Raw genomic sequence first — 20366 nt, forward strand, 5'->3', positions numbered from 1 at the left:
ACACCATCTGTTCAGCGCAGGTTCAGCGACGCACGGGGCGCTTCTGCAATTTGCGCTGCAAGGTCCGCCGGTGCATGCCCAGGGCGCGGGCGGTGGCGGAAATATTGCCTTCGTGCTCGGTCAGCACCCGCTGGATGTGCTCCCATTGCAGGCGATCGACCGACATGGGGTTTTCCGGTACCAGGGTGTCGAGGTCGGCATGTTCGGACAGCAGCGCCGCCAACACATCGTCAGCGTCCGCCGGCTTGCACAGGTAATTGCAGGCGCCGCGCTTGATGGCCTCGACCGCGGTGGCGATGCTCGAATAGCCGGTGAGGATCACCACGCGCATCTCCGGGTCCAGCTCCAGCAACTTGGGTAGCAGCACCAGGCCCGAATCGCCGTCCATCTTCAGGTCGAGGGCGGCGTAGTCCGGCAAGTCGGCCTGGGCGAGGGCCAGGCCTTCTTCGGCGGAACCGGCCGTGCTCACGCGAAAGCCGCGGCGGGACATGGCCCGTGCCATGACGCGGGTGAAGGTGGCGTCGTCATCGACCAGCAACAGGTGCGGCAGCTCTTCGCCGTCGACTTGGATCTCGTCACTCATGTTTCGTCTCCTCGGTCGGCATGGGGCAGGCGCAGCTCGGTGAGCGTGCCGCCGCTCTCATGGGGGTAGAGTTTCACCGAGCCGCCGGCGCGTGTCACGCTGGCTTTGCTCAAAAACAGGCCCAGGCCCAGGCCTTTGCCCTTGGTGGTGTAGAACGGTTTGCCGATCTGCTCGGCGATGGCCAGCGGCACGCCCGCGCCGTGGTCTCGAATGCTGATGGTCAAATCGAAGGCATTCCAGTCCAGCGTCACTTCCATGCCTTCGGGGCAGGCATCGGCGGCGTTGTTCAACAGGTTCAGCAGTGCCTGGGTCAGGTCCGGCGGTGGCGCCATGCGCGGCACTGGCCCCTGGCCCAGACGTTGGAAGCGATAACTGGCTTCGGGGCGCATCAGGTGCCAGCGGTTCAAGGCTTCGTCGAGCCAATCGGTGACATCCTGCATGTCGATGGCCAACCGACGATTGGCCTCGGCGGCCCGCACCAGGTATTGCAGGGTTTCCTTGCAGAGCTTGACCTGGTCCTGCAGGACGCTGAGGTCGTCCTGCAATGCGGGATCAGGGTGATCCTGCTGCATTTCCTTGAGCAGCACGCTCATGGTCGCCAACGGCGTGCCCAACTCGTGGGCGGCACCGGCGGCCTGGGTCGCCACGGCCAGCAACTGCTCGTCCCGCAGGCCCTCTTCACGACGAATGGCCCGCAGCTCTTCCTGGCGCCGCAACTCCTCGGCCATGCGCGCGGCAAAAAACGTGATGACCGCCGCGGCCAGGGCAAAGCTCAGCCACATGCCATAGATCTGCAGGTTTTCCCGGGCGATGGGGAAGGTTTCCAGGGGATAGAAGCGCACCAGCAGCAAGGTGTACAACGCCAGGGCGATGCCGGAAAGAATCAGCGAAAATCGCCATGGCAGCGTCACGGCGGCGATGGTCAACGGCACCAGGTAATAAGACACGAAAGGGTTGGTGGAGCCGCCGGAGAAGTACAACAGCGCGCTGTGGATGAACAGGTCGCCGGCCAGTTGCACGGCGTATTCCAGCTCGGTCACCGGCCACGAGGCACGCAAGCGAACCGCCGTCAGCGCACACAGCACCGAGGAGCAGACCAGCGTGATCGCCAGTTGCAGCCAGGGCAACGGCAGCAGGTCGAACCAGTAGGCGAGCCCCACCGAACCAGCCTGGGCAGCCAGGACCAGAATGCGGATGAACGTCAGGCGCCAGAGATTCTGGCGAGAGGCAGAAGTCAGTTGCAAAGGGGCGAGCATGAGCTCTCCTGATGAGTGCTCCAGGCGAATCGCACGGAGTATAACCAACGCACGGGTTGCGCAGACAAGTGTGCGGCAAAGCGCCACAGCCTCTGAGTGCGACGCATCCCCGCTGGGCTGCGAAGCAGACCTAAAACAGGCCCCTGCGCTATGTCAGATGGACCGAGTTGCTGGTCTTGGGGTTGCTGCGCAACCCAACGGGGATAAATCCCCTCGCCACAAGAGTGCTTCATTGGCCTCATGCATCTGTATAGAAGTTGTAACTGTGCGAACCGGATCGCAGCAGCTAGAGTCTTATCGTTCACGCAGGCCCGGACCTCATCCCTGCGCATCATCCCAAGGAGCTTTCATGCACACGTTCAGTCGCCACGTCGCCCTGCTCGCCCTCAGCCTCGGCACGGTCGCCAGCCTGCCGGCCCTGGCCGCCGATGAGCTGCACTACAACCAGATCTCGCTGCGCGCCGAAGCCAGCCAGGAAGTGGCCCGCGACCTGATGATCGTCACCCTCTACACCGAGGAACAGAACACCGACCCGGCCAAGCTCGCCGCCGCCGTCAGCACCACGCTGAACAAAGCCATCGGCCAGGCCAAGCAGGTCAAGGACATCACCCTGCGCCAGGGCAGCCGCAACAGCTACCCGATCTACGACAACAAGGGCGGGAAGATCACCGGCTGGCGTGAGCGCGCCGAACTGCGCCTGGAAAGCGCCGACTTCGCCGCCCTGTCCAAACTCACCGGCGAGTTGCTCACCGACATGAAGATGGGCGGCATGGACTTCGCCATCTCCACCGCCACCCGCCAAAGCAGCGAAGACGCCCTGCTCAAGGACGCCGTCAACGCCTTCAAGGCCCGCGCCCAACTGGCCACCGAGGCCCTGGGCGGCAAGGGCTACAAAATCGTCAGCCTGAACCTCAACAGCAACGGTTATCCACAACCCTACCTGCGCGCGCCGATGATGATGAAAGGCGCCTCCATGGACGCGGAATCCGTGACGCCTGAGGTGGAAGCGGGCACCAGCCAGGTGAGCATGACGGCGGATGGGGCGATTGAGGTTTTGATGCAGTGATGCAGGACTGACAGAGATATCCAGCCCAGTGACACACTTTGTGGCGAGGGGATTTATCCCCGCTGGGCTGTGTAGCAGACCCAAAGGCAGCGACCTCAATTAATCTGACACACCGAGGTATCAGGTTGGGGGCTGCTGCGCAGCCCAGCGGGGATAAATCCCCTCGCCACAGGATAGTGCCCGCACTTTATCAGGTGACACTTCCTTGCTACGCCTCGACCGGCCGGGCCGGCGCCTCAAGCTGGTCCAGCGCCTTGTCCACCAGCAACTGGCACAACTCCACCAACTGCTGAATCCCCAACGCCACACTGCGCCGCGTGCCGTCCACTTCGAAGGCCAGGTCCTCGGCCATGGCCTTGACCGAGGCCAACGTTTCGCTGGTGCTGGCCAGCAGCGTATCGGTGTCGGCCTTGGCGGTGACCGAGAACAGGCTGTCGATGCGCGAGTCGGAGGGGGCGTCCCCTGAGGGTTCTGGATTGAGGTAATGGTTCAGTGCACGCTCGGCGGCGGCGCGGTCTTTGAGGAGGTCTTCGAGGGCGTCGAAGCCGCAAAGGGGTGTGGTTTTATTGAGGGGTGGGTCGGGAACTGACTTATCCATGTGCTCGTACCTATTTAGTGATGAGGGCCATCACTCGCCGTTTCTCACTCGGCAAAGTGGTGGCAGCTATGTGCAGGGTGAGAAATCCGAGAATAGGTACTCGGCCAGACCGAGGTCTGCCCGCACACAGCCGCCATAACGCATCTACCGGCAGCGGATAAGCTGGCGGCAATTATATGCAGGTCTGAACGCTGTATGCCTATTAGTCGGGTTTCTCACGCCCGGCCGCTGTTTCCCAGCGGCATAGAAAAGACTAGAGACCCCACTTCCGACGGACAACCTGAAAAACTCGTGAGACGTTTCGTTTCGGGGCAGGCGATCCGTCCGACATTACAGAGTGATCTCTACTCATCCACACGTGGCGAGGGAGCTTGCTCCCGCTGGGCTGCGAAGCAGCCCCGAACCGGACACTTCGCAGAGAAGTCCTTGAGGATCCGACCCGCTAAAGAAATCCCCATGCACTCAATCGTCGAGCCCCCTTTTAAACTCAGACCGCCATCGCGAGCAGGCGCACCCACAATGGATCGGGTTACAACCGCAGAGGATTGGTCGGCTGTCAGGCCGTCTTCGCGAGCAAGCCCGCTCCCACAGGATTCAGGTACAACCGGAAAAGTCAGGCCGCCTCGCTTTTGCTTTGGCTTTTGATCTGGACGCCCCATTAACCACAAGGGCCGAACGCAGGCATTGCGTAGTGGGCAACCCGGCATGGATGCCGGGTTAGCCGCGCTGGGTCATGGATGACCCTTCGCGGCGGGCCCACGGAGCAATGCCGGAGTGAGGGAACACCGAGCGTAAGCGAGGTGCCCAGTGGTGGGGCAAGAGCGTTTTGCTTACTTTTGCGCTCTATCAAAAGTAAGCCGCCGTCAGGGCGGAACCCTAAGCCGCCGTTACCACAGCAATGGATATGTACACAAAAATCCCGGCCGACTGCCAGGCCGCCATCGCGAGCAAGCTCGCTCCCACAATAGAAGCGGAGCACCGCCCAAATCCCGGGCCTATACCCAAACCCACCAGTCCCCCACACTTTTGGCTATTTCCCCCACCCCGCCCCAACCGCTACCCTTCGGAAAATCGTCATCACCGCCAAGGGATTTCATGGACCGGACTACCTTCAAACCACTTCTACTCACCCTCGCCCTGATCAGCGGCGCGCCCATGGCCCAGGCCGCCACCACCCTGGTCTACTGCTCCGAAGCCAGTCCCGCCGGGTTCGATCCCAGCCAATACACCAGCGGCACCGACTTCGATGCCTCGGCCGAAACCGTCTTCAACCGCCTCACCCAATTCAAGCGCGGCGGCACCGAAGTCGAGCCAGGGCTGGCGACAAGCTGGGACGTCTCCACCGACGGCCTGGCCTACACCTTTCACCTGCGTAACGGCGTGAAATTCCACACCACCGACTATTTCACCCCCACCCGCGACTTCAACGCCGACGACGTGCTGTTCACCTTCCAACGCCTGCTCGACCCCCAGCACCCGTTCCGCCAGGCCTACCCCACCGAGTCGCCGTACTTCACCGACATGGGCCTGAACACCACGATCAAAAGCGTCGAGAAAGTCGACGAACACACCGTGCGCTTCAACCTGAACAACGTCGATGCCGCCTTCGTACAGAACCTGGCGATGAGCTTCGCCTCCGTGCAGTCCGCCGAATACGCCGCGCAGTTGCTCAAGGAAGGCAAGGCCGGCGACCTCAACCAGAAGCCCGTCGGCACCGGCCCGTTCGTGTTCAAGCGCTACCAGAAGGATTCGCAGATCCGCTACGCCGCCAATACAGCGTACTGGAAGCCCGAGGACGTGAAGCTCGACAACCTGATCTTCTCGATCACCCCCGACGCCGCCGTGCGCCTGCAGAAGCTCAAGAAGAACGAGTGCCAGGTCAGCGGCTATCCACGCCCGGCCGACATCGAGGTGATGGAGCAGGACCCGAACCTGCAGGTGCTCAAGCAACCGGGTTTCAACCTCGGTTTCCTGGCCTACAACGTGACCCACCCGCCCCTGGACCAGCTCAAGGTTCGCCAGGCCCTGGACATGGCCATCGACAAGCCGGCGATCATCAAGGCCGTGTACCAGAGCGCCGGCCAACTGGCGCAGAACGCCCTGCCGCCGGCGCAATGGTCGTTCGACCCGAGCATCCAGGATGCGCCCCACGACGTGACTAAAGCCCGGGCGCTCCTTAAGGAAGCCGGGGTTGCGCCGGGTACTACCATCAATTTGTGGGCGATGACGGTGCAGCGCGCGTCCAACCCCAATGCACGGATGTCGGCACAGATGATCCAGCAGGATTGGGCCAAGATCGGGATCAAGGCGAACATCGTCAGCTACGAATGGGGCGAGTACATCAAGCGTGCAAAAAATGGCGAACATGACGCAATGATCTACGGCTGGACCGGCGACAACGGCGACCCGGACAACTGGCTGGGCGTGCTCTACAGCTGCGCGGCGGTCAAGGGCAGCAACTACGCCAAGTGGTGCGACCCCGCTTATGACCGGTTGATCCAGCAGGCCAAGGTCTCCACCGACCGCCAGCAACGCATCGACCTGTACCGCCAGGCGCAGAAGATCCTCAAGCAACAGGTGCCGATCACACCCATCGCCAACTCCACGGTCTTCCAGCCAATAAACAGGAAAGTGGTGGATTTCAAACTCAGTCCATTTGGGCTTACACCCTTCTACGGCGTGGGTTTGACGAAGTGATACCCGCCCCAAACCGGTGCGAAACGGCGTCGCGACGCACCGGCGAGGGGCGCGTTTGACGCCAAAAAAACGCCCGCAAACGGTCAACTGCGTCAGAAGTTACACGAATGCGACATTAAGGTACGTTCGTGCCACTGTTTCAGACTTGCGACCGCTCTGGATCTTGCATTGGGTATGGGGCCTGCATAAGTATCCGCAGGACGACTCACGAGGTCGCCCTCTAATCCAAAAATGACAACAAATCATGAGGCCAACATGCTTAAACACGCGGTCATTCCGTTTTTAGTCGGCGCAAGCCTATTAGCCAGCGCACCCTTCGCCCAAGCCGCGACTAACCTGGTGTTCTGCTCCGAAGGGAGCCCAGCCGGTTTTGACCCTGGTCAGTACACCACCGGAACCGACTTCGACGCCTCTGCTGAAACCATGTTCAACCGCCTGACCCAGTTCGAGCGCGGCGGCACCGCCGTGATTCCTGGCCTGGCGACCAAGTGGGATATTTCCGAAGACGGCCTGACCTACACCTTCCACCTGCGTGAAGGCGTCAAGTTCCATACCACCCCGTACTTCAAGCCGACCCGCGAATTCAACGCCGACGACGTGTTGTTCACCTTCAACCGGATGATCAACAAGGACGACCCGTTCCGTAAGGCGTACCCGACCGAATTCCCGTACTTCACCGACATGGGGATGGACACCAACATCACCCAGATCGATAAAGTCGACGACCACACCGTCAAGTTCACCCTCAAGGATGTGGACGCCGCGTTCATCCAGAACATGGCCATGAGCTTCGCCTCGATCCAGTCCGCCGAGTACGCCGCGCAGCTGCTCAAGGAAGGCAAGGCCAGCGACATCAACCAGAAGCCTGTCGGCACTGGTCCGTTCGTGTTCAAGAGCTACCAGAAAGACTCCAACATCCGCTACACCGGCAACAAGGACTACTGGAAGCCTGAAGATGTGAAGATCGACAACCTGATCTTCGCCATCACCACCGACCCATCGGTGCGTATCCAGAAGCTGAAGAAGAACGAGTGCCAGGTCACCCTCTTCCCACGCCCAGCCGACCTCAAGGCCCTGAAAGACGACAAGGCCCTGAAGATGCCCGACCAGGCCGGCTTCAACCTCGGCTACATCGCCTACAACGTGATGGACAAGATCAAGGGCAGCAACGAGCCGAACGTGCTCGCTGACCTGAAGGTCCGCCAGGCACTGGACATGGCGGTCAACAAGCCACAGATCATCGACTCGGTCTACCAGGGCGCCGGCCAGCTGGCGGTCAACGCCATGCCACCGACCCAGTGGTCCTACGACACCACCATCAAGGACGCCAAGTACGACCCTGAGAAAGCCAAGGCGCTGCTCAAGGAAGCCGGCGTCAAGGAAGGCACCAACATCACCCTGTGGGCGATGCCGGTCCAGCGTCCGTACAACCCGAACGCCAAGCTGATGGCCGAGATGCTGCAGTCCGACTGGAAGAAGATCGGCCTGAACGTCAACATCGTCAGCTACGAATGGGGCGAGTACATCAAGCGTTCCAAGGGCGGCGAGAACCAGGCGATGATCATCGGCTGGAGCGGTGACAACGGTGACCCGGACAACTGGCTCAACGTGCTGTTCGGCTGCGACTCGCTGGCCGGCAACAACTTCTCCAAATGGTGCGACAAGAAATTCGACGGTCTGGTCAAGGAAGCCAAGCGCACCACCGACCAGGCCAAGCGCACCGAACTGTACAAACAGGCACAACACGTCCTCAAGGATGCCGTGCCGATGACACCTATCGCCCACTCGACGGTGTATCAACCCATGCGCGCCAACGTGCAGGACTTCAAGATCAGCCCCTTTGGCTTGAATTCCTTCTACGGCGTCAGCGTCAGCAAATAAAGCGATCTGTGGCGAGGGAGCTTGCTCCCGCTGGGCCGGCCCGACGCTTCGGGCGTAACGGCCCCTTTTTAAAAGCGCAATGGCGGTGCACCCGCGACGTCATTGCGAGCGGAGCCAGCGCCCACGCCACACCGCTTTATGCCGAGACCCGGGAAATCGCCTACATCCAAAAGCACTGCGTACCACAGCAGATGGTTTAGGACGTGTCGCCTTTTCCCACAAGTCTTTCAGGCATTACGCATTTACCAGCACGTCCACGACTCCTACCGTCGGGGCTGGTCGGCTTGCGGATCCTGCGGCATTGCATCGCAATGGAATGAGCTCAGTGCTCCGGCTACGTCCCTGGAAGGACACCGGTCCACTGATAAACACCCCGAACGAGAGAGGGAGCGTCATGCGCCATACCTTGGTTTTATCCGCATTGCTGGCCGCGACATCCGCGGCGCAGGCCGCCGAAGGCAGCCTGGTGTTCTGTTCCGAAGGCAGCCCTGCCGGTTTCGACACCGCGCAGTACACCACCGCCACCGATAACGATGCCGCCGAACCGTTGTACAACCGCCTGGCCGAGTTTGAAAAAGGCGCGACCAACGTCGTACCTGGCCTTGCGACCCGATGGGATATTTCCGAAGACGGCCTGACGTACACCTTCCACCTGCGCGAAGGCGTGAAGTTCCATACCACCGACTACTTCACCCCGACCCGGGACTTCAACGCCGACGACGTGTTGTTCACCTTCAACCGCATGCTCGACCCCCAGCACCCGTTCCGCAAGGCCTACCCCACCGAGTTCCCGTACTTCAACGGGATGAGCCTGAACAAGAACATCGCCAAGGTCGAGAAAACCGGGCCGTTGACCGTGGTCATGACGCTCAACAGCGTCGACGCCGCGTTCATCCAGAACATCGCCATGAGTTTTGCCGCAATCCTGTCGGCCGAGTACGCCGACCAGTTGCTCAAGAGCGGCAAGCCGAGCGACATCAACCAGAAGCCGATCGGCACCGGGCCGTTCGAGTTCAAGAGTTACCAGAAAGATTCCAACATCCGCTACGTCGCCAACACACAATACTGGGCGCCGGAGCGGGTCAAGTTGAAGAACCTGATCTTCTCCATCAACACCGACCCTTCGGTGCGGGTGCAGAAGCTCAAGGCCAACGAGTGCCAGGTCACCCTGCATCCACGCCCGGCCGATGTACCGGCGCTGAAGAACGACCCCAAGCTGCAACTGATCGAGAAGCCCGGCTTCAACCTCGGCTACATCGCCTACAACACCCGCCACAAACCGTTCGACCAGGTCGAGGTGCGGCGTGCGCTGGACATGGCGGTGAACAAGCAAGGCATCCTCAATGCCGTGTACCAGGGTGCGGGGCAACTGGCGGTCAACGCCATGCCGCCGACCCAGTGGTCCTACGACGACACCATCAAGGACGCCGCCTACGACCCGGAAAAAGCCAAGGAGTTGCTCAAGGCCGCCGGGGTCAAGGAAGGCACCGAGATCACCCTCTGGGCCATGCCCGTGCAACGCCCCTACAACCCCAACGCCAAACTGATGGCCGAGATGCTCCAGGCCGACTGGGCGAAGATCGGCCTGAAGGTGAAGATCGTCAGCTACGAATGGGGCGAGTACATCAAGCGCACCAAGAACGGCGAGCACGACGTCAGCCTGATCGGCTGGACCGGCGACAACGGTGACCCCGACAACTGGCTGGGCACGCTGTACAGCTGCGACGCCATTGGCGGCAACAACTACTCCATGTGGTGTGACCAGGATTACGACAAACTGATCAAGCAGGCCAAGGTCGTCACCGACCGTGAGCAGCGCACCGTGCTCTACAAACAGGCCCAGCAGTTGCTCAAGCAGCAAGTGCCGATCACCCCTGTTGCCCACTCGACGGTCAACCAGCCGCTGAGTGCCAAAGTCGAAGGGTTCAAGGTCAGCCCCTTCGGTCGCAACGTGTTCTCGGGCGTCAGCCTGAACCCATAACCGATTAGCCATGCCACGAGGGCCCCCACGGGGGCTCTTGCGCAGGCGTCTTGCCTGAATTCGTCGATTTGGCGTCATGCAAACGTTTGCCAGGCATGAATGAGCTGTAAACCCAAGCCGTATCACCCAAAAAGACCGGCATAAATAAAGAAAGAAAAAAGGAGCTTCACCCATGAAATTGAGCAGCACCGCGTTACTGGCCCTGGCCATCAGCAGCGTGACCGCGACGGCGTATGCCGAGTCGCAAAGCCAGGCGGTCACCCCGGTGACCCTCAAGACCAGCAGTGAACAAAGCGAAGCCAAGGGGTTCATCGATGGGCAATCAGTGACCGGGTCGACCCGTAACTGGTACGCCAACGAGCAATTCAAGCGGGGGGCGAAACTCACCTATCGCAAGAACGGCGAAGCCCGTGAAACCGACCGCCGTATCAACTGGTTGCAAGGCACCATCATCAAGTACAACTCGGGCTTCACCGAAGGCACCGTCGGCTTCAGCACCGAACTGGCCGCCTACAACGCCATCGCCCTGGACCAGGATCGCAAGGACCTGGCCTCCAACAATGGCGGCGCACCGACCACCCGTCCGGGCGCCGGCAACAACCGTACCCTGACCCGCGAAGGCGGCGACGCCGTCGGCCAGTGGAGCAAACTGGGCCTGGCCAACGTCAAGGCCCGCGTGTCGAACACCACCCTGACCGCCGGCCGCCAGAACTTCAGCAGCCCGATGGTCGACGTGATCGGCAACCGTGCCCTGCCCTCCAGCTTCCAGGGCGTGAGCCTGCACAGCGAGGAGTTCGAGAACCTCGGCTTCGACATCGCCACCTTCGACCGCAACTCGCCACGTACCGAAGAGAGCCTGCGCAAGTTCCGCTCCGAATACGGCGACAGCAGCGTTGAAACCGATCACGTCAACACCGCCGGTATCACCTACCAGCCTCTGGCCAGCCTGAAGACCAGCCTCTGGGCGACCCAGGCCGAAGACATGTGGAACCAGTACTACTTCGGCGCCACCCATGAACTGGGCGACAGCTCGGTGCTGAGCCTGACCACCGGCCTGAACTACTACAAGACCGTGGACTCGGGCAAAAGCAAACTGGGCGATATCGACAACGACACCTACTCCCTGTCGTTCGGCCTGACCCACCAGGCCCACAGCCTGACGTTCTCGTACCAGGAAGTGAACGGCAACGAGTACTTCGACTACCTGCATGAAACCAACGGCATCTACCTGGCCAACTCCCTGCTGTCGGACTTCAACGGCCCGAACGAGAAGTCCTTCCAGATCGCCTATGGCCTGAACATGGCTGAATACGGCGTGCCAGGCCTGAAGTTCAACATCTACCAGGCCCGCGGCTGGGGCATCGACGGCACCCACTACAACAGCACCGGCTACAGCGATGTGAAAGCGATGGACGGCGAGCACCACTACGAATACGGCGTCGGTGCTTCCTACGCCGTACAGAGTGGCCCGCTCAAGGCCACCGCGATCCGGGCGACCTACACTGCACACCGGGCCAGCGAAAACCAGGCCGACGGCAGCCTCAACGAGTTCCGCCTGGTGACCACCATCCCGTTCAACATTCTCTAACGCTCCACCGGACGGTCGACTCACGAGGTCGGCCGTCCGGCTTTTGCCATTAACCGATTGCAGAGGATTGACGATGAACATGATTCCCCTACGTGCAGCCATCGCCGCCGCGCTGCTGAGCGTCGCCGTCGGCGCCACGGCCAAGCCCCTGGTGGTTTGCACAGAAGCCAGCCCGGAAGGCTTCGACATGGTCCAGTACACGACTGCAGTCACAGGCGACGCGGTGTCCGAAACCATCTTCAATCGTCTGGTGGGCTTCAAGCCCGGCACTACCGAAGTGATTCCCTCGCTGGCAGATACCTGGGAAATCAGTGACGACGGCCTGACGTACACCTTCCACCTGCGCAAAGGCGTCAAGTTCCACACCACGGACTACTTCAAGCCGACCCGCGACATGAACGCCGACGACGTGGTCTGGAGCTTCCAGCGCCAACTGGACCCCAATCACCCGTGGCACAAACTGTCGAGCGTGGGCTTCCCCTACTTTGAAAGCATGGGCTTCAGGGAACTGCTGAAGAATGTCGAGAAGGTCGACGAGCACACGGTCAAGTTCACCCTGACCCGCCGCGAAGCACCGTTCCTGGCCGACATCGCCATGGCCTTCTCTTCGATCTACCCGGCCGAATACGCCGACCAATTGCTCAAGGCCGGCAAGACCGGCGACCTCAACAGCAAGCCAATCGGCACCGGCCCGTTCGTCTTCCAGCGCTACAACAAGGACGCTCAGGTTCGCTTCAAGGCCAACCCGGACTACTTCCTCGGCAAGCCGCCGGCGGACGCGCTGGTATTGGCCATCGCCACCGACAATAACGTGCGCATGCAGAAGCTCAAGACCAACGAGTGCCAGGTCGCGCTGTACCCCAAGCCCGATGACATCCCGAACATCAAGAAAGACCCGAACCTGAAGGTCACCGAGCTGGACGCGATGACCGTGTCCTACGTGGCCATGAACACCAGCCACAAGTACATGAGCGACGTGCGGGTGCGCCAGGCCATCGACCTGGCCTTCGACAAGGAAGCCTACGTCAATGCGCTGTTCGGCAAGGGCAACGCCACCGTGGCGGTCAACCCGTACCCACCGACCCTGCTAGGCTTCAACCATGAGTTGAAGAACCCGCCTCGTGACCTGGACAAGGCCCGCCAGTTGCTCAAGGAAGCCGGCGTGCCGGAAGGCACCGTGTTCACTCTGTTTACCCGCAACGGCGGCGGCCCGACCAACCCCAACCCGATGCTCGGTGCGCAGATGATGCAGGCGGACCTGGCGAAGGTCGGGATCAAGGTCGACATTCGCGTGATGGAATGGGGCGAAATGCTCAAGCGCGCGAAAAACGGCGAGCACGACATGGTTTCCGCCGGATGGGCGGGCGACAACGGCGACCCGGATAACTTCCTGACGCCTATGCTCAGTTGCGAGGCGGCCAAGAACGGCGAAAACTATGCACGCTGGTGCAACGAGAAATTCCAGGCACTGATCGATCAGGCCCGCGCCTCGGTGAACCCTGAGGAGCGCATCAAGCTCTATGAACAGGCCCAGGTGATTTTCAACCAGGACCAGCCATGGATCAGCATGGCCCACACCCGGATGTTCACGGCAATGCGCAACAACGTAGAGGGCTATGTGATTAGCCCGCTCACCACCAACAACTTCGCCACTACCCAGGTGAAGTAGATAAGAAAACGCCCGGCATCGCTTACCAAGCGGCGCCGGGCACGCCTAACCGGCTGATGAGGTACACCTTAAGATGTTTAGTTTTATTGCCCGCCGACTGGGATTACTGATCCCCACGTTCTTCGGCATCACCCTGCTGACCTTCGCGTTGATTCGCATGATCCCCGGCGACCCCGTGGAAGTGATGATGGGCGAACGTCGGGTCGATCCCGAAATGCATGCTCAGGCAATGGAACGCCTTGGCCTCAACAAGCCGCTGTATGCCCAGTACCTGGACTACATCGGCAAATTGGCCCACGGCGACCTCGGCGAATCGCTGCGCACCCGTGAAAGCGTATGGACCGAGTTCAGCTCCCTGTTTCCCGCGACCCTGGAACTGTCCATGGCCGCCCTGTTGTTCGCCGGTATCCTGGGCCTGCTGGCCGGGGTGATCGCGGCACTCAAGCGAGGGTCCCTGTTCGACCACGGGGTGATGGGCATCTCCCTGGCGGGTTATTCGATGCCGATCTTCTGGTGGGGCCTGATCCTGATCATGTTCTTCTCGGTGAGCCTGGGCTGGACCCCGGTGTCGGGCCGGATCGACTTGCTCTACGACATCGAGCCCAAAACCGGCTTCATGCTGATCGACACCCTGCTCGCCGATGAGCCGGGCGCCTTCCTCGATGCCCTGCACCACCTGATCCTGCCGGCCATCGTGCTGGGCACCATCCCGCTGGCGGTGATCGCCCGCATGACCCGCTCCTCGATGCTCGAAGTGCTGCGCGAGGACTACATCCGCACCGCCAAGGCCAAAGGCCTGTCGCCGTCGCGGGTGGTGTTCGTGCATGGCCTGCGCAACGCACTGATCCCGGTGCTGACCGTGGTCGGCCTGCAAGTCGGCACCCTGCTGGCCGGTGCGGTGCTGACCGAAACGATCTTCTCCTGGCCGGGTATCGGCAAGTGGCTGATCGAAGCCATCGGCGCCCGGGACTATCCCGTGGTGCAGAACGGCATCCTGTTAATCGCCTGCCTGGTGATTCTGGTCAACTTCGTCGTGGACATCCTCTACGGCTTTGCCAACCCACGCATCCGTCACCAGCGCTGAGATCAAATCCATGAGTACTCCAACTCCTTCGGTAGCAGTCGATCAAAGCCTGCTGTACCCGTCCCCGTACAAAGAATTCTGGCAGGCGTTTTCCCGTAACAAGGGCGCCGTGGCCGGGCTGCTGTTCATGATCCTGATCGTGTTCTGTGCGATCTTCGCGCCCTGGGTCGCACCCCATGACCCGAGCGAGCAGTACCGCGACTTCCTGCTGACGCCGCCGGCCTGGCTCGAAGGCGGCCAGATGCAGTTCCTGCTCGGCACCGACGAACTGGGCCGCGACCTGCTCTCGCGCCTGATCCAGGGCTCGCGCCTGTCGCTGCTGATCGGCTTGTCGTCGGTGGTGATGTCGCTGATCCCGGGCATCCTGCTGGGCCTGTTCGCCGGGTTCTTCCCGCGCATCCTCGGCCCGACCATCATGCGCCTGATGGACATCATGCTGGCCCTGCCTTCGCTGCTGCTGGCCGTGGCGATCGTCGCCATCCTCGGCCCAGGCCTGATCAACACCGTGATCGCTATCGCCATCGTGTCGCTGCCGTCCTATGTGCGCCTGACCCGCGCAGCGGTGATGGGTGAACTGAACCGCGACTACGTGACCGCTGCCCGCCTGGCCGGTGCCGGCCTGCCGCGCCTGATGTTCATCACCGTGCTGCCCAACTGCATGGCGCCGCTGATCGTGCAGGCGACCTTGAGCTTTTCCTCGGCGATCCTCGACGCCGCCGCCCTGGGCTTCCTCGGTCTCGGCGTCCAGCCGCCGACTCCGGAGTGGGGCACCATGCTGGCCTCGGCCCGCGACTACATCGAACGCGCCTGGTGGGTGGTGAGCCTGCCTGGCCTGACCATTTTGCTCAGCGTGCTGGCAATCAACCTGATGGGCGACGGGCTGCGCGATGCGCTGGACCCGAAACTCAAGAATGCCGCCTGAGGAGATTCCCATGTCACTGTTAGAAATCAAGAATCTCAACGTCCGCTTCGGCGACGCCACGGCCGTGCCGGTGGTCGACGGCCTGGACCTGAGCGTGGAAAAAGGCGAAGTGCTGGCGATCGTCGGCGAGTCGGGCTCGGGTAAATCCGTGACCATGATGGCGCTGATGGGCCTGATCGAGCACCCCGGCATCGTCACCGCCGACGCGCTGAACTTCGACGGCAAGAACATGCTCAAGCTGAGCGCTCGCCAGCGTCGGCAGATCGTCGGCAAGGACCTGGCAATGGTCTTCCAGGACCCGATGACCGCGCTCAACCCCAGCTACACCGTGGGCTTCCAGATCGAAGAAGTGCTGCGCCTGCACCTGAAAATGTCCGGCAAGGCTGCCCGCAAGCGTGCCATCGAGTTGCTGGAAAAAGTCGAGATCCCCGGCGCCGCCAGCCGCATGGACGCCTACCCTCATCAGTTGTCCGGTGGCATGAGCCAACGCGTGGCAATCGCCATGGCCATTGCCGGCGAGCCAAAGCTGCTGATCGCCGACGAACCGACCACCGCCCTGGACGTGACCATCCAGGCGCAGATCATGGACCTGCTGCTGGCCCTGCAAAAAGAGCAGGACATGGGCCTGGTGCTGATCACCCACGACCTCGCCGTGGTGGCCGAGACCGCCCAGCGCGTGTGCGTGATGTACGCCGGCCAGGCCGTGGAAGTGGGCAAGGTGCCGGAGCTGTTCGACATCCCGGCACACCCCTACAGCGAAGCATTGCTGGCGGCGATTCCCGAGCACAGCATGGGCGCCGAGCGGCTGGCGACATTGCCAGGCATCGTTCCCGGCCGCTACGACCGCCCGCAAGGCTGCCTGCTGTCGCCGCGCTGCCCCTACGTGCAGGAAAACTGCCGCCAACAACGCCCGGCCCTTGACCCGAAAACCGCCAGCCTCGCCCGCTGCTTCTACCCGTTGAACCAGGAGGTGGCGTGATGGCCGTCGTACTTACCGCCCGTGACCTGACCCGTCATTACGAAGTGTCCCGTGGCATGTTCAAGGGCCATGCGACCGTGCGCGCCCTCAACGGTGTGTCGTTCGAACTCGAGGCCGGCAAGACCCTGGCCGTGGTGGGCGAATCCGGTTGCGGCAAATCCACCCTCGCCCGGGCCCTGACGTTGATCGAAGAGCCGTCCTCTGGCTCCCTGAAGATCGCTGGCCAGGAAGTGGCCGGCGCCAACAAGGCCGAGCGCAAGCAGTTGCGCAAAGACGTGCAGATGGTGTTCCAGAGCCCGTACGCGTCGCTCAACCCTCGGCAGAAAGTCGGCGACCAACTGGCCGAGCCGCTGCTCATCAACACCAGCTTGTCGGCCACCGAGCGTCGGGAAAAAGTCCAGGCCATGATGAAGCAGGTGGGTCTGCGCCCCGAGCACTACCAGCGCTACCCGCACATGTTCTCCGGCGGCCAGCGCCAGCGCATCGCCCTGGCCCGCGCCATGATGCTGCAACCCAAGGTGCTGGTGGCGGACGAACCGACCTCGGCGCTGGACGTCTCGATCCAGGCCCAGGTGCTGAACCTGTTCATGGACCTGCAGCAGGAGTTCAACACCGCCTACGTGTTCATCTCCCACAACCTGGCAGTGGTCCAGCACGTGGCCGATGACGTGATGGTGATGTACCTCGGTCGTCCGGTGGAAATGGGGCCCAACGAAAACATCTACAGCCGCCCGCTGCACCCGTACACCCAGGCGCTGCTGTCGGCCACCCCGACCATCCACCCGGACCCGAACAAGCCCAAGATCAAGATCGTCGGCGAACTGCCCAACCCGCTCAACCCACCGCCCGGCTGCGCCTTCCACAAGCGCTGCCCGTATGCCACCGAGCGCTGCAAGACCGAAGAACCGGCCCTGCGTCCGCTCGATAACCGGCTGGTGGCGTGTCACTACGCCGAGCAGTTCCTCGAAGGTGCGGCGTAAGGCTGAAAGGCTGCAAAGCACTTAAGGCAGAAAAACACTTGTGGCGAGGGAGCTTGCTCCCGCTGGGCCGCGAAGCGGACCCTCTCTTGGGCCTTCTGCGCCCAAAGCGCCGGGCCGGTCCAGCGGGAGCAAGCTCCCTCGCCACAGAAGTAAATCTTCGCCTTGAGTAGTGCACCTTGCATGAAAAAACCCTCCAGCCCCGACTGAGTCTCAGTTTGGGCTGGCGGGGTTTTCTTTTTTCGGGAACGCCCATACAACGTTGCATGACAACCGCCATACCGGCTCACTCGTGCCGTGCTTCACCACTAAACTGCGAGAACCATGAATATCCAAAGGAGCAAGACATTGAACAAGGAACTTCCAACAGACTTTGAGCACTTCGTCGAGATACTGACGCGCTTGAGCAACAAGAACGGCTTGACCCTGGGCCGGCTAAATCGCCAGGAACTGGCGGTAATACTTTTGTACATCAGCTGCGCGCTCAAGCCCGGCGAACGCTATAGCGAACGTGAAGCCACCGCGCGGCTGGATCAATGGGAAACCCAATACGCCCCCATGCTGCGAAGCGATGTGGTGGAGCTGCGGCGTACGCTGATTGATGGCAACTATTGGATGCGAGAACCCGAAGGACGCGGTTATGAACTCGACGCGACCATTGTCGGCCATCCGTTGTTCATCCGGCTCGGTGAGGAGCGTCTGGAAAGGCGCATAGCCGAACAACTGTTAGCGGCTGCCCGCGCCCGCGAAGAACGCAAGAGAGCGGCGTTGCAAGGTTCCCCCCGCTAAGCGTGTGACAAAGGATCAGGGAGGGGAGCTGGCGTTCTCCTCCCCGGATCGCACCTATTGCACTCTGACAAACACGGCCTGCTCGGCAAGCGAACTCTGCGCATCCGCAGTGTGAAGCTCGGGAGCCCATCGGACAAAATTGCTCAGCACCCGTCCCTGCCCGTTACCGGGCAGCAGCAGGTGCATGTAAAGCCCGCTATCAGACGAAGGGGCGACAACATTATCGGCGAACACGCGAAGGACCGGCTGACATAAAACGATGCCGCAAGCCCCCAACCGTGAATTGCGCGACAGCAGATAGTTGTCGTGACTGTCGAGTAGTGGGGTCTGGGCAAGTAATGTCGCGACGCGGTCATACAGCGCAGTCTCGCTGCAACGGTCGACATCATCGATCGCAATCAGTCGGGAGCCTTCCTTGACGACGTGTTGCCAAACAAATCGACTGCCCTGAAGAATGCTCGAAGCGTGCTTCAAAAAGGCCACGATCCAGCCGACGTCCGGATCGCTGCCATTGACGATACCCTCGGGCCAGCTCAGCGCTGTTTGCGTCTGCTCCCCCGTGTGCACCAGCATTGCCCCGATATTCTGCGGATCCAGCCACGCGGCCACGGCCCGCAAGCGTGCTTCAGCAGCCTTGAAGTGCGTCGCCGATTCCATTGATAACCTGGACTGCGGCACGGCAGGACTTTGCGCCGGCAAATGGGCACTGAACCTGAAGCGGTCGACGATTGAGGCAGGCAACTCAACCTCATCGCCATGCAACAGCTGATGCTTGACTGCCGCATTGAAGCCGTCCAGATACCCGAGGATATTACTCTGCTCCATTCCCTGGCGATGCAAATAAAACAGACTCCATTGCTCAAAGCCGAACTGTGGCAACCACGTGGAGTTTTGTGCGGTAAGAAAAAACCGCTCGGTAATGGATGCAGCCAGTTCGCTGTCCATCGTATCGTGCGCCCAGTCGAAGCCCGACCCGGTGATGCCATACTTCTCCCGATCATTCCAGATGGGTGTCAGCGGGTCGCAATACCACACCTGCGCTCGGAAGGTGTCCGGCCGAAAGGTTTCGATGAAGTCCAGGCTCTCTTGCACCGTGTCGATGGTTTCCCCTGGAAAGCCAATGATGAACGAGGCGTGCGTCGCAATGCCCACCGAGCGGAATGCACTAATGGCCTGTTCATAGTTCTTGCGACGTGACGTCTTGCGCATCAATGCAAGCATCTTATCGGAGGCAGACTCGATCCCCAGAAAAACGCCTTCGCACCCTGCGCGCGCCATCAGTTCGATGGTTTCCGGGTCGCCCTGATCAGAGCGATAGAAGGAGTTCCACTTAAAGTTGTACTGGTTGTCGATCATCATCTGCATGATTTCTCGGAAGCGCTGCTTGGGCACATTGAATGTGTCATCCAGGAACGTCAGCGTATCCACGGTGCCGATCGCCTTCACCGCGTCCAGTTCGCGTTCTACATCGCGGGTGGACAAGTAGCGGTACTTACCGGCCCGCTGGGGAAAACCGCAGAATGCACAGGAGTATGGGCACGACTTAGCTGTACGCGTGGACAAAAAACGTCCGATGCCGCGCGGTTCGAACAACTTGTAATTGACGAAGTTTTCCTTCAGCTCGTTGTATTCCGGCTCATCCGCACCGAACACCCACGTATCACCGTCCCATACCGCCGTGCGGCTCAAGCCGATGACTGAACGGTTCTGGTTGAGTGCCTCCAGTACCTGGCGAAGTGTGTCCTCCCCTTCATTGCTGTTGATATAGATATCACAACCAAGAACACTCAAGTAGTCACCGAGCAGCTCGCGATCATGGGCCTTGAACAGACCGCTGATATAGGGCCCGCCGATGATGATCTGCACCTCAGGGGCAAAGGAGCGCACAAAGTCCACAATCTCCTGCACCGGATGGGGCATGACATAGAGGGTCGTGGTGATGACCACCGCGTTGATCGTCCCGGATGTCAGTTTTTGCGCCAGAACGTCCTTCTCTTTCTGAAAAAGGTTGACGTAGTCAAAGGCAATACCGTGCTTGTCTAGATAGGTCCCCAACACCATCACAACCGGCCATAGAAAGTCGGCATTGTTCAGGTCCAGGTCAGCTAGCCCCTGCAATTCACGCGTCTTGTTCAGCACGCCCAATGCATGAAACCGCGAACCCTCATAATTGACAAACGCCAAGCGCAGATCCCGTTTCGCTGCCGCTTCAGGTGCAAGTTGATCGAGCATCTGACAGTAGTCGTCAAACGAGAAATCATTGAAGCCGATGATCATGCTTTTTTTAATGGGCATC

At 61.0% G+C, this 20366-nt stretch carries 15 protein-coding genes; 11 read left to right on the forward strand and 4 right to left on the reverse strand.

All coding sequences use genetic code 11. The features are described from left to right. Positions 1–22: 22 nt before the first annotated feature. The gene (locus VM99_20100; protein ID AKK00267.1) at positions 23–583 is read right to left on the reverse strand and encodes a chemotaxis protein CheY; all 561 of its coding nucleotides are present in this window, start codon (positions 581–583) and stop codon (positions 23–25) included. Then, positions 580–1839 (reverse strand): histidine kinase, encoded by a 1260-nt coding sequence (locus VM99_20105; GenBank protein ID AKK00268.1) that lies wholly within the window; start codon positions 1837–1839, stop codon positions 580–582. The genes VM99_20100 and VM99_20105 overlap by 4 nt, the downstream gene beginning before the upstream one ends. Positions 1840–2188: 349 nt before the next feature. On the opposite strand from VM99_20105, the gene VM99_20110 reads away from it, so the two are divergent. Further along, on the forward strand, positions 2189–2905 hold the full coding sequence (locus VM99_20110) for a periplasmic/secreted protein (protein AKK00269.1): 717 nt from the start codon (positions 2189–2191) through the stop codon (positions 2903–2905). 208 nt (positions 2906–3113) lie between these two features. Here VM99_20110 and VM99_20115 read toward each other — a convergent pair whose 3' ends face one another. After that, a complete protein-coding gene (locus VM99_20115; protein ID AKK00270.1) occupies positions 3114–3503 on the reverse strand; it encodes a hypothetical protein in 390 nt (129 codons plus the stop codon). Positions 3504–4598: 1095 nt separating this feature from the next. On the opposite strand from VM99_20115, the gene VM99_20120 reads away from it, so the two are divergent. The 10 genes from VM99_20120 to VM99_20165 all read left to right on the forward strand — a co-directional run bounded on the left by VM99_20120 (position 4599) and on the right by VM99_20165 (position 18070). Continuing rightward, positions 4599–6200 (forward strand): peptide ABC transporter substrate-binding protein, encoded by a 1602-nt coding sequence (locus tag VM99_20120; GenBank protein AKK00271.1) that lies wholly within the window; start codon positions 4599–4601, stop codon positions 6198–6200. A 255-nt stretch (positions 6201–6455) separates the two neighbouring features. Beyond that, the gene (locus VM99_20125) at positions 6456–8081 is read left to right on the forward strand and encodes a peptide ABC transporter substrate-binding protein (GenBank protein ID AKK00272.1); all 1626 of its coding nucleotides are present in this window, start codon (positions 6456–6458) and stop codon (positions 8079–8081) included. Between the two features lie 394 nt (positions 8082–8475). After that, positions 8476–10062, forward strand: a complete 1587-nt coding sequence (locus VM99_20130) for a peptide ABC transporter substrate-binding protein (GenBank protein ID AKK00273.1) — start codon at positions 8476–8478, stop codon at positions 10060–10062. A gap of 172 nt (positions 10063–10234) precedes the next feature. Beyond that, a complete protein-coding gene (locus VM99_20135; GenBank protein AKK00274.1) occupies positions 10235–11650 on the forward strand; it encodes a porin in 1416 nt (471 codons plus the stop codon). A 73-nt stretch (positions 11651–11723) separates the two neighbouring features. Then, positions 11724–13319: a peptide ABC transporter substrate-binding protein gene (locus tag VM99_20140; GenBank protein AKK00275.1), complete on the forward strand. Its 1596-nt coding sequence runs from the start codon at positions 11724–11726 to the stop codon at positions 13317–13319. A 73-nt stretch (positions 13320–13392) separates the two neighbouring features. Further along, positions 13393–14403, forward strand: coding sequence for a peptide ABC transporter permease (locus VM99_20145; GenBank protein AKK00276.1), 1011 nt, complete (start codon positions 13393–13395; stop codon positions 14401–14403). Between the two features lie 10 nt (positions 14404–14413). Beyond that, complete coding sequence (locus VM99_20150) at positions 14414–15325, forward strand: peptide transporter (GenBank protein AKK00277.1); 912 nt, start codon at positions 14414–14416, stop codon at positions 15323–15325. Between the two features lie 10 nt (positions 15326–15335). Beyond that, positions 15336–16304: a peptide ABC transporter ATP-binding protein gene (gene dppD, locus VM99_20155; protein ID AKK00278.1), complete on the forward strand. Its 969-nt coding sequence runs from the start codon at positions 15336–15338 to the stop codon at positions 16302–16304. After that, positions 16304–17284 (forward strand): peptide ABC transporter ATP-binding protein, encoded by a 981-nt coding sequence (locus VM99_20160; protein ID AKK00279.1) that lies wholly within the window; start codon positions 16304–16306, stop codon positions 17282–17284. The genes dppD and VM99_20160 overlap by 1 nt, the downstream gene beginning before the upstream one ends. 345 nt (positions 17285–17629) lie before the next feature. Next, on the forward strand, positions 17630–18070 hold the full coding sequence (locus VM99_20165; protein ID AKK00280.1) for a hypothetical protein: 441 nt from the start codon (positions 17630–17632) through the stop codon (positions 18068–18070). Between the two features lie 54 nt (positions 18071–18124). Here VM99_20165 and VM99_20170 read toward each other — a convergent pair whose 3' ends face one another. Further along, positions 18125–20365, reverse strand: coding sequence for a hypothetical protein (locus tag VM99_20170; protein AKK00281.1), 2241 nt, complete (start codon positions 20363–20365; stop codon positions 18125–18127). Position 20366: the final 1 nt, after the last annotated feature.

This window comes from Pseudomonas chlororaphis (assembly GCA_001023535.1).
Lineage (GTDB): Bacteria > Pseudomonadota > Gammaproteobacteria > Pseudomonadales > Pseudomonadaceae > Aquipseudomonas > Aquipseudomonas chlororaphis_E.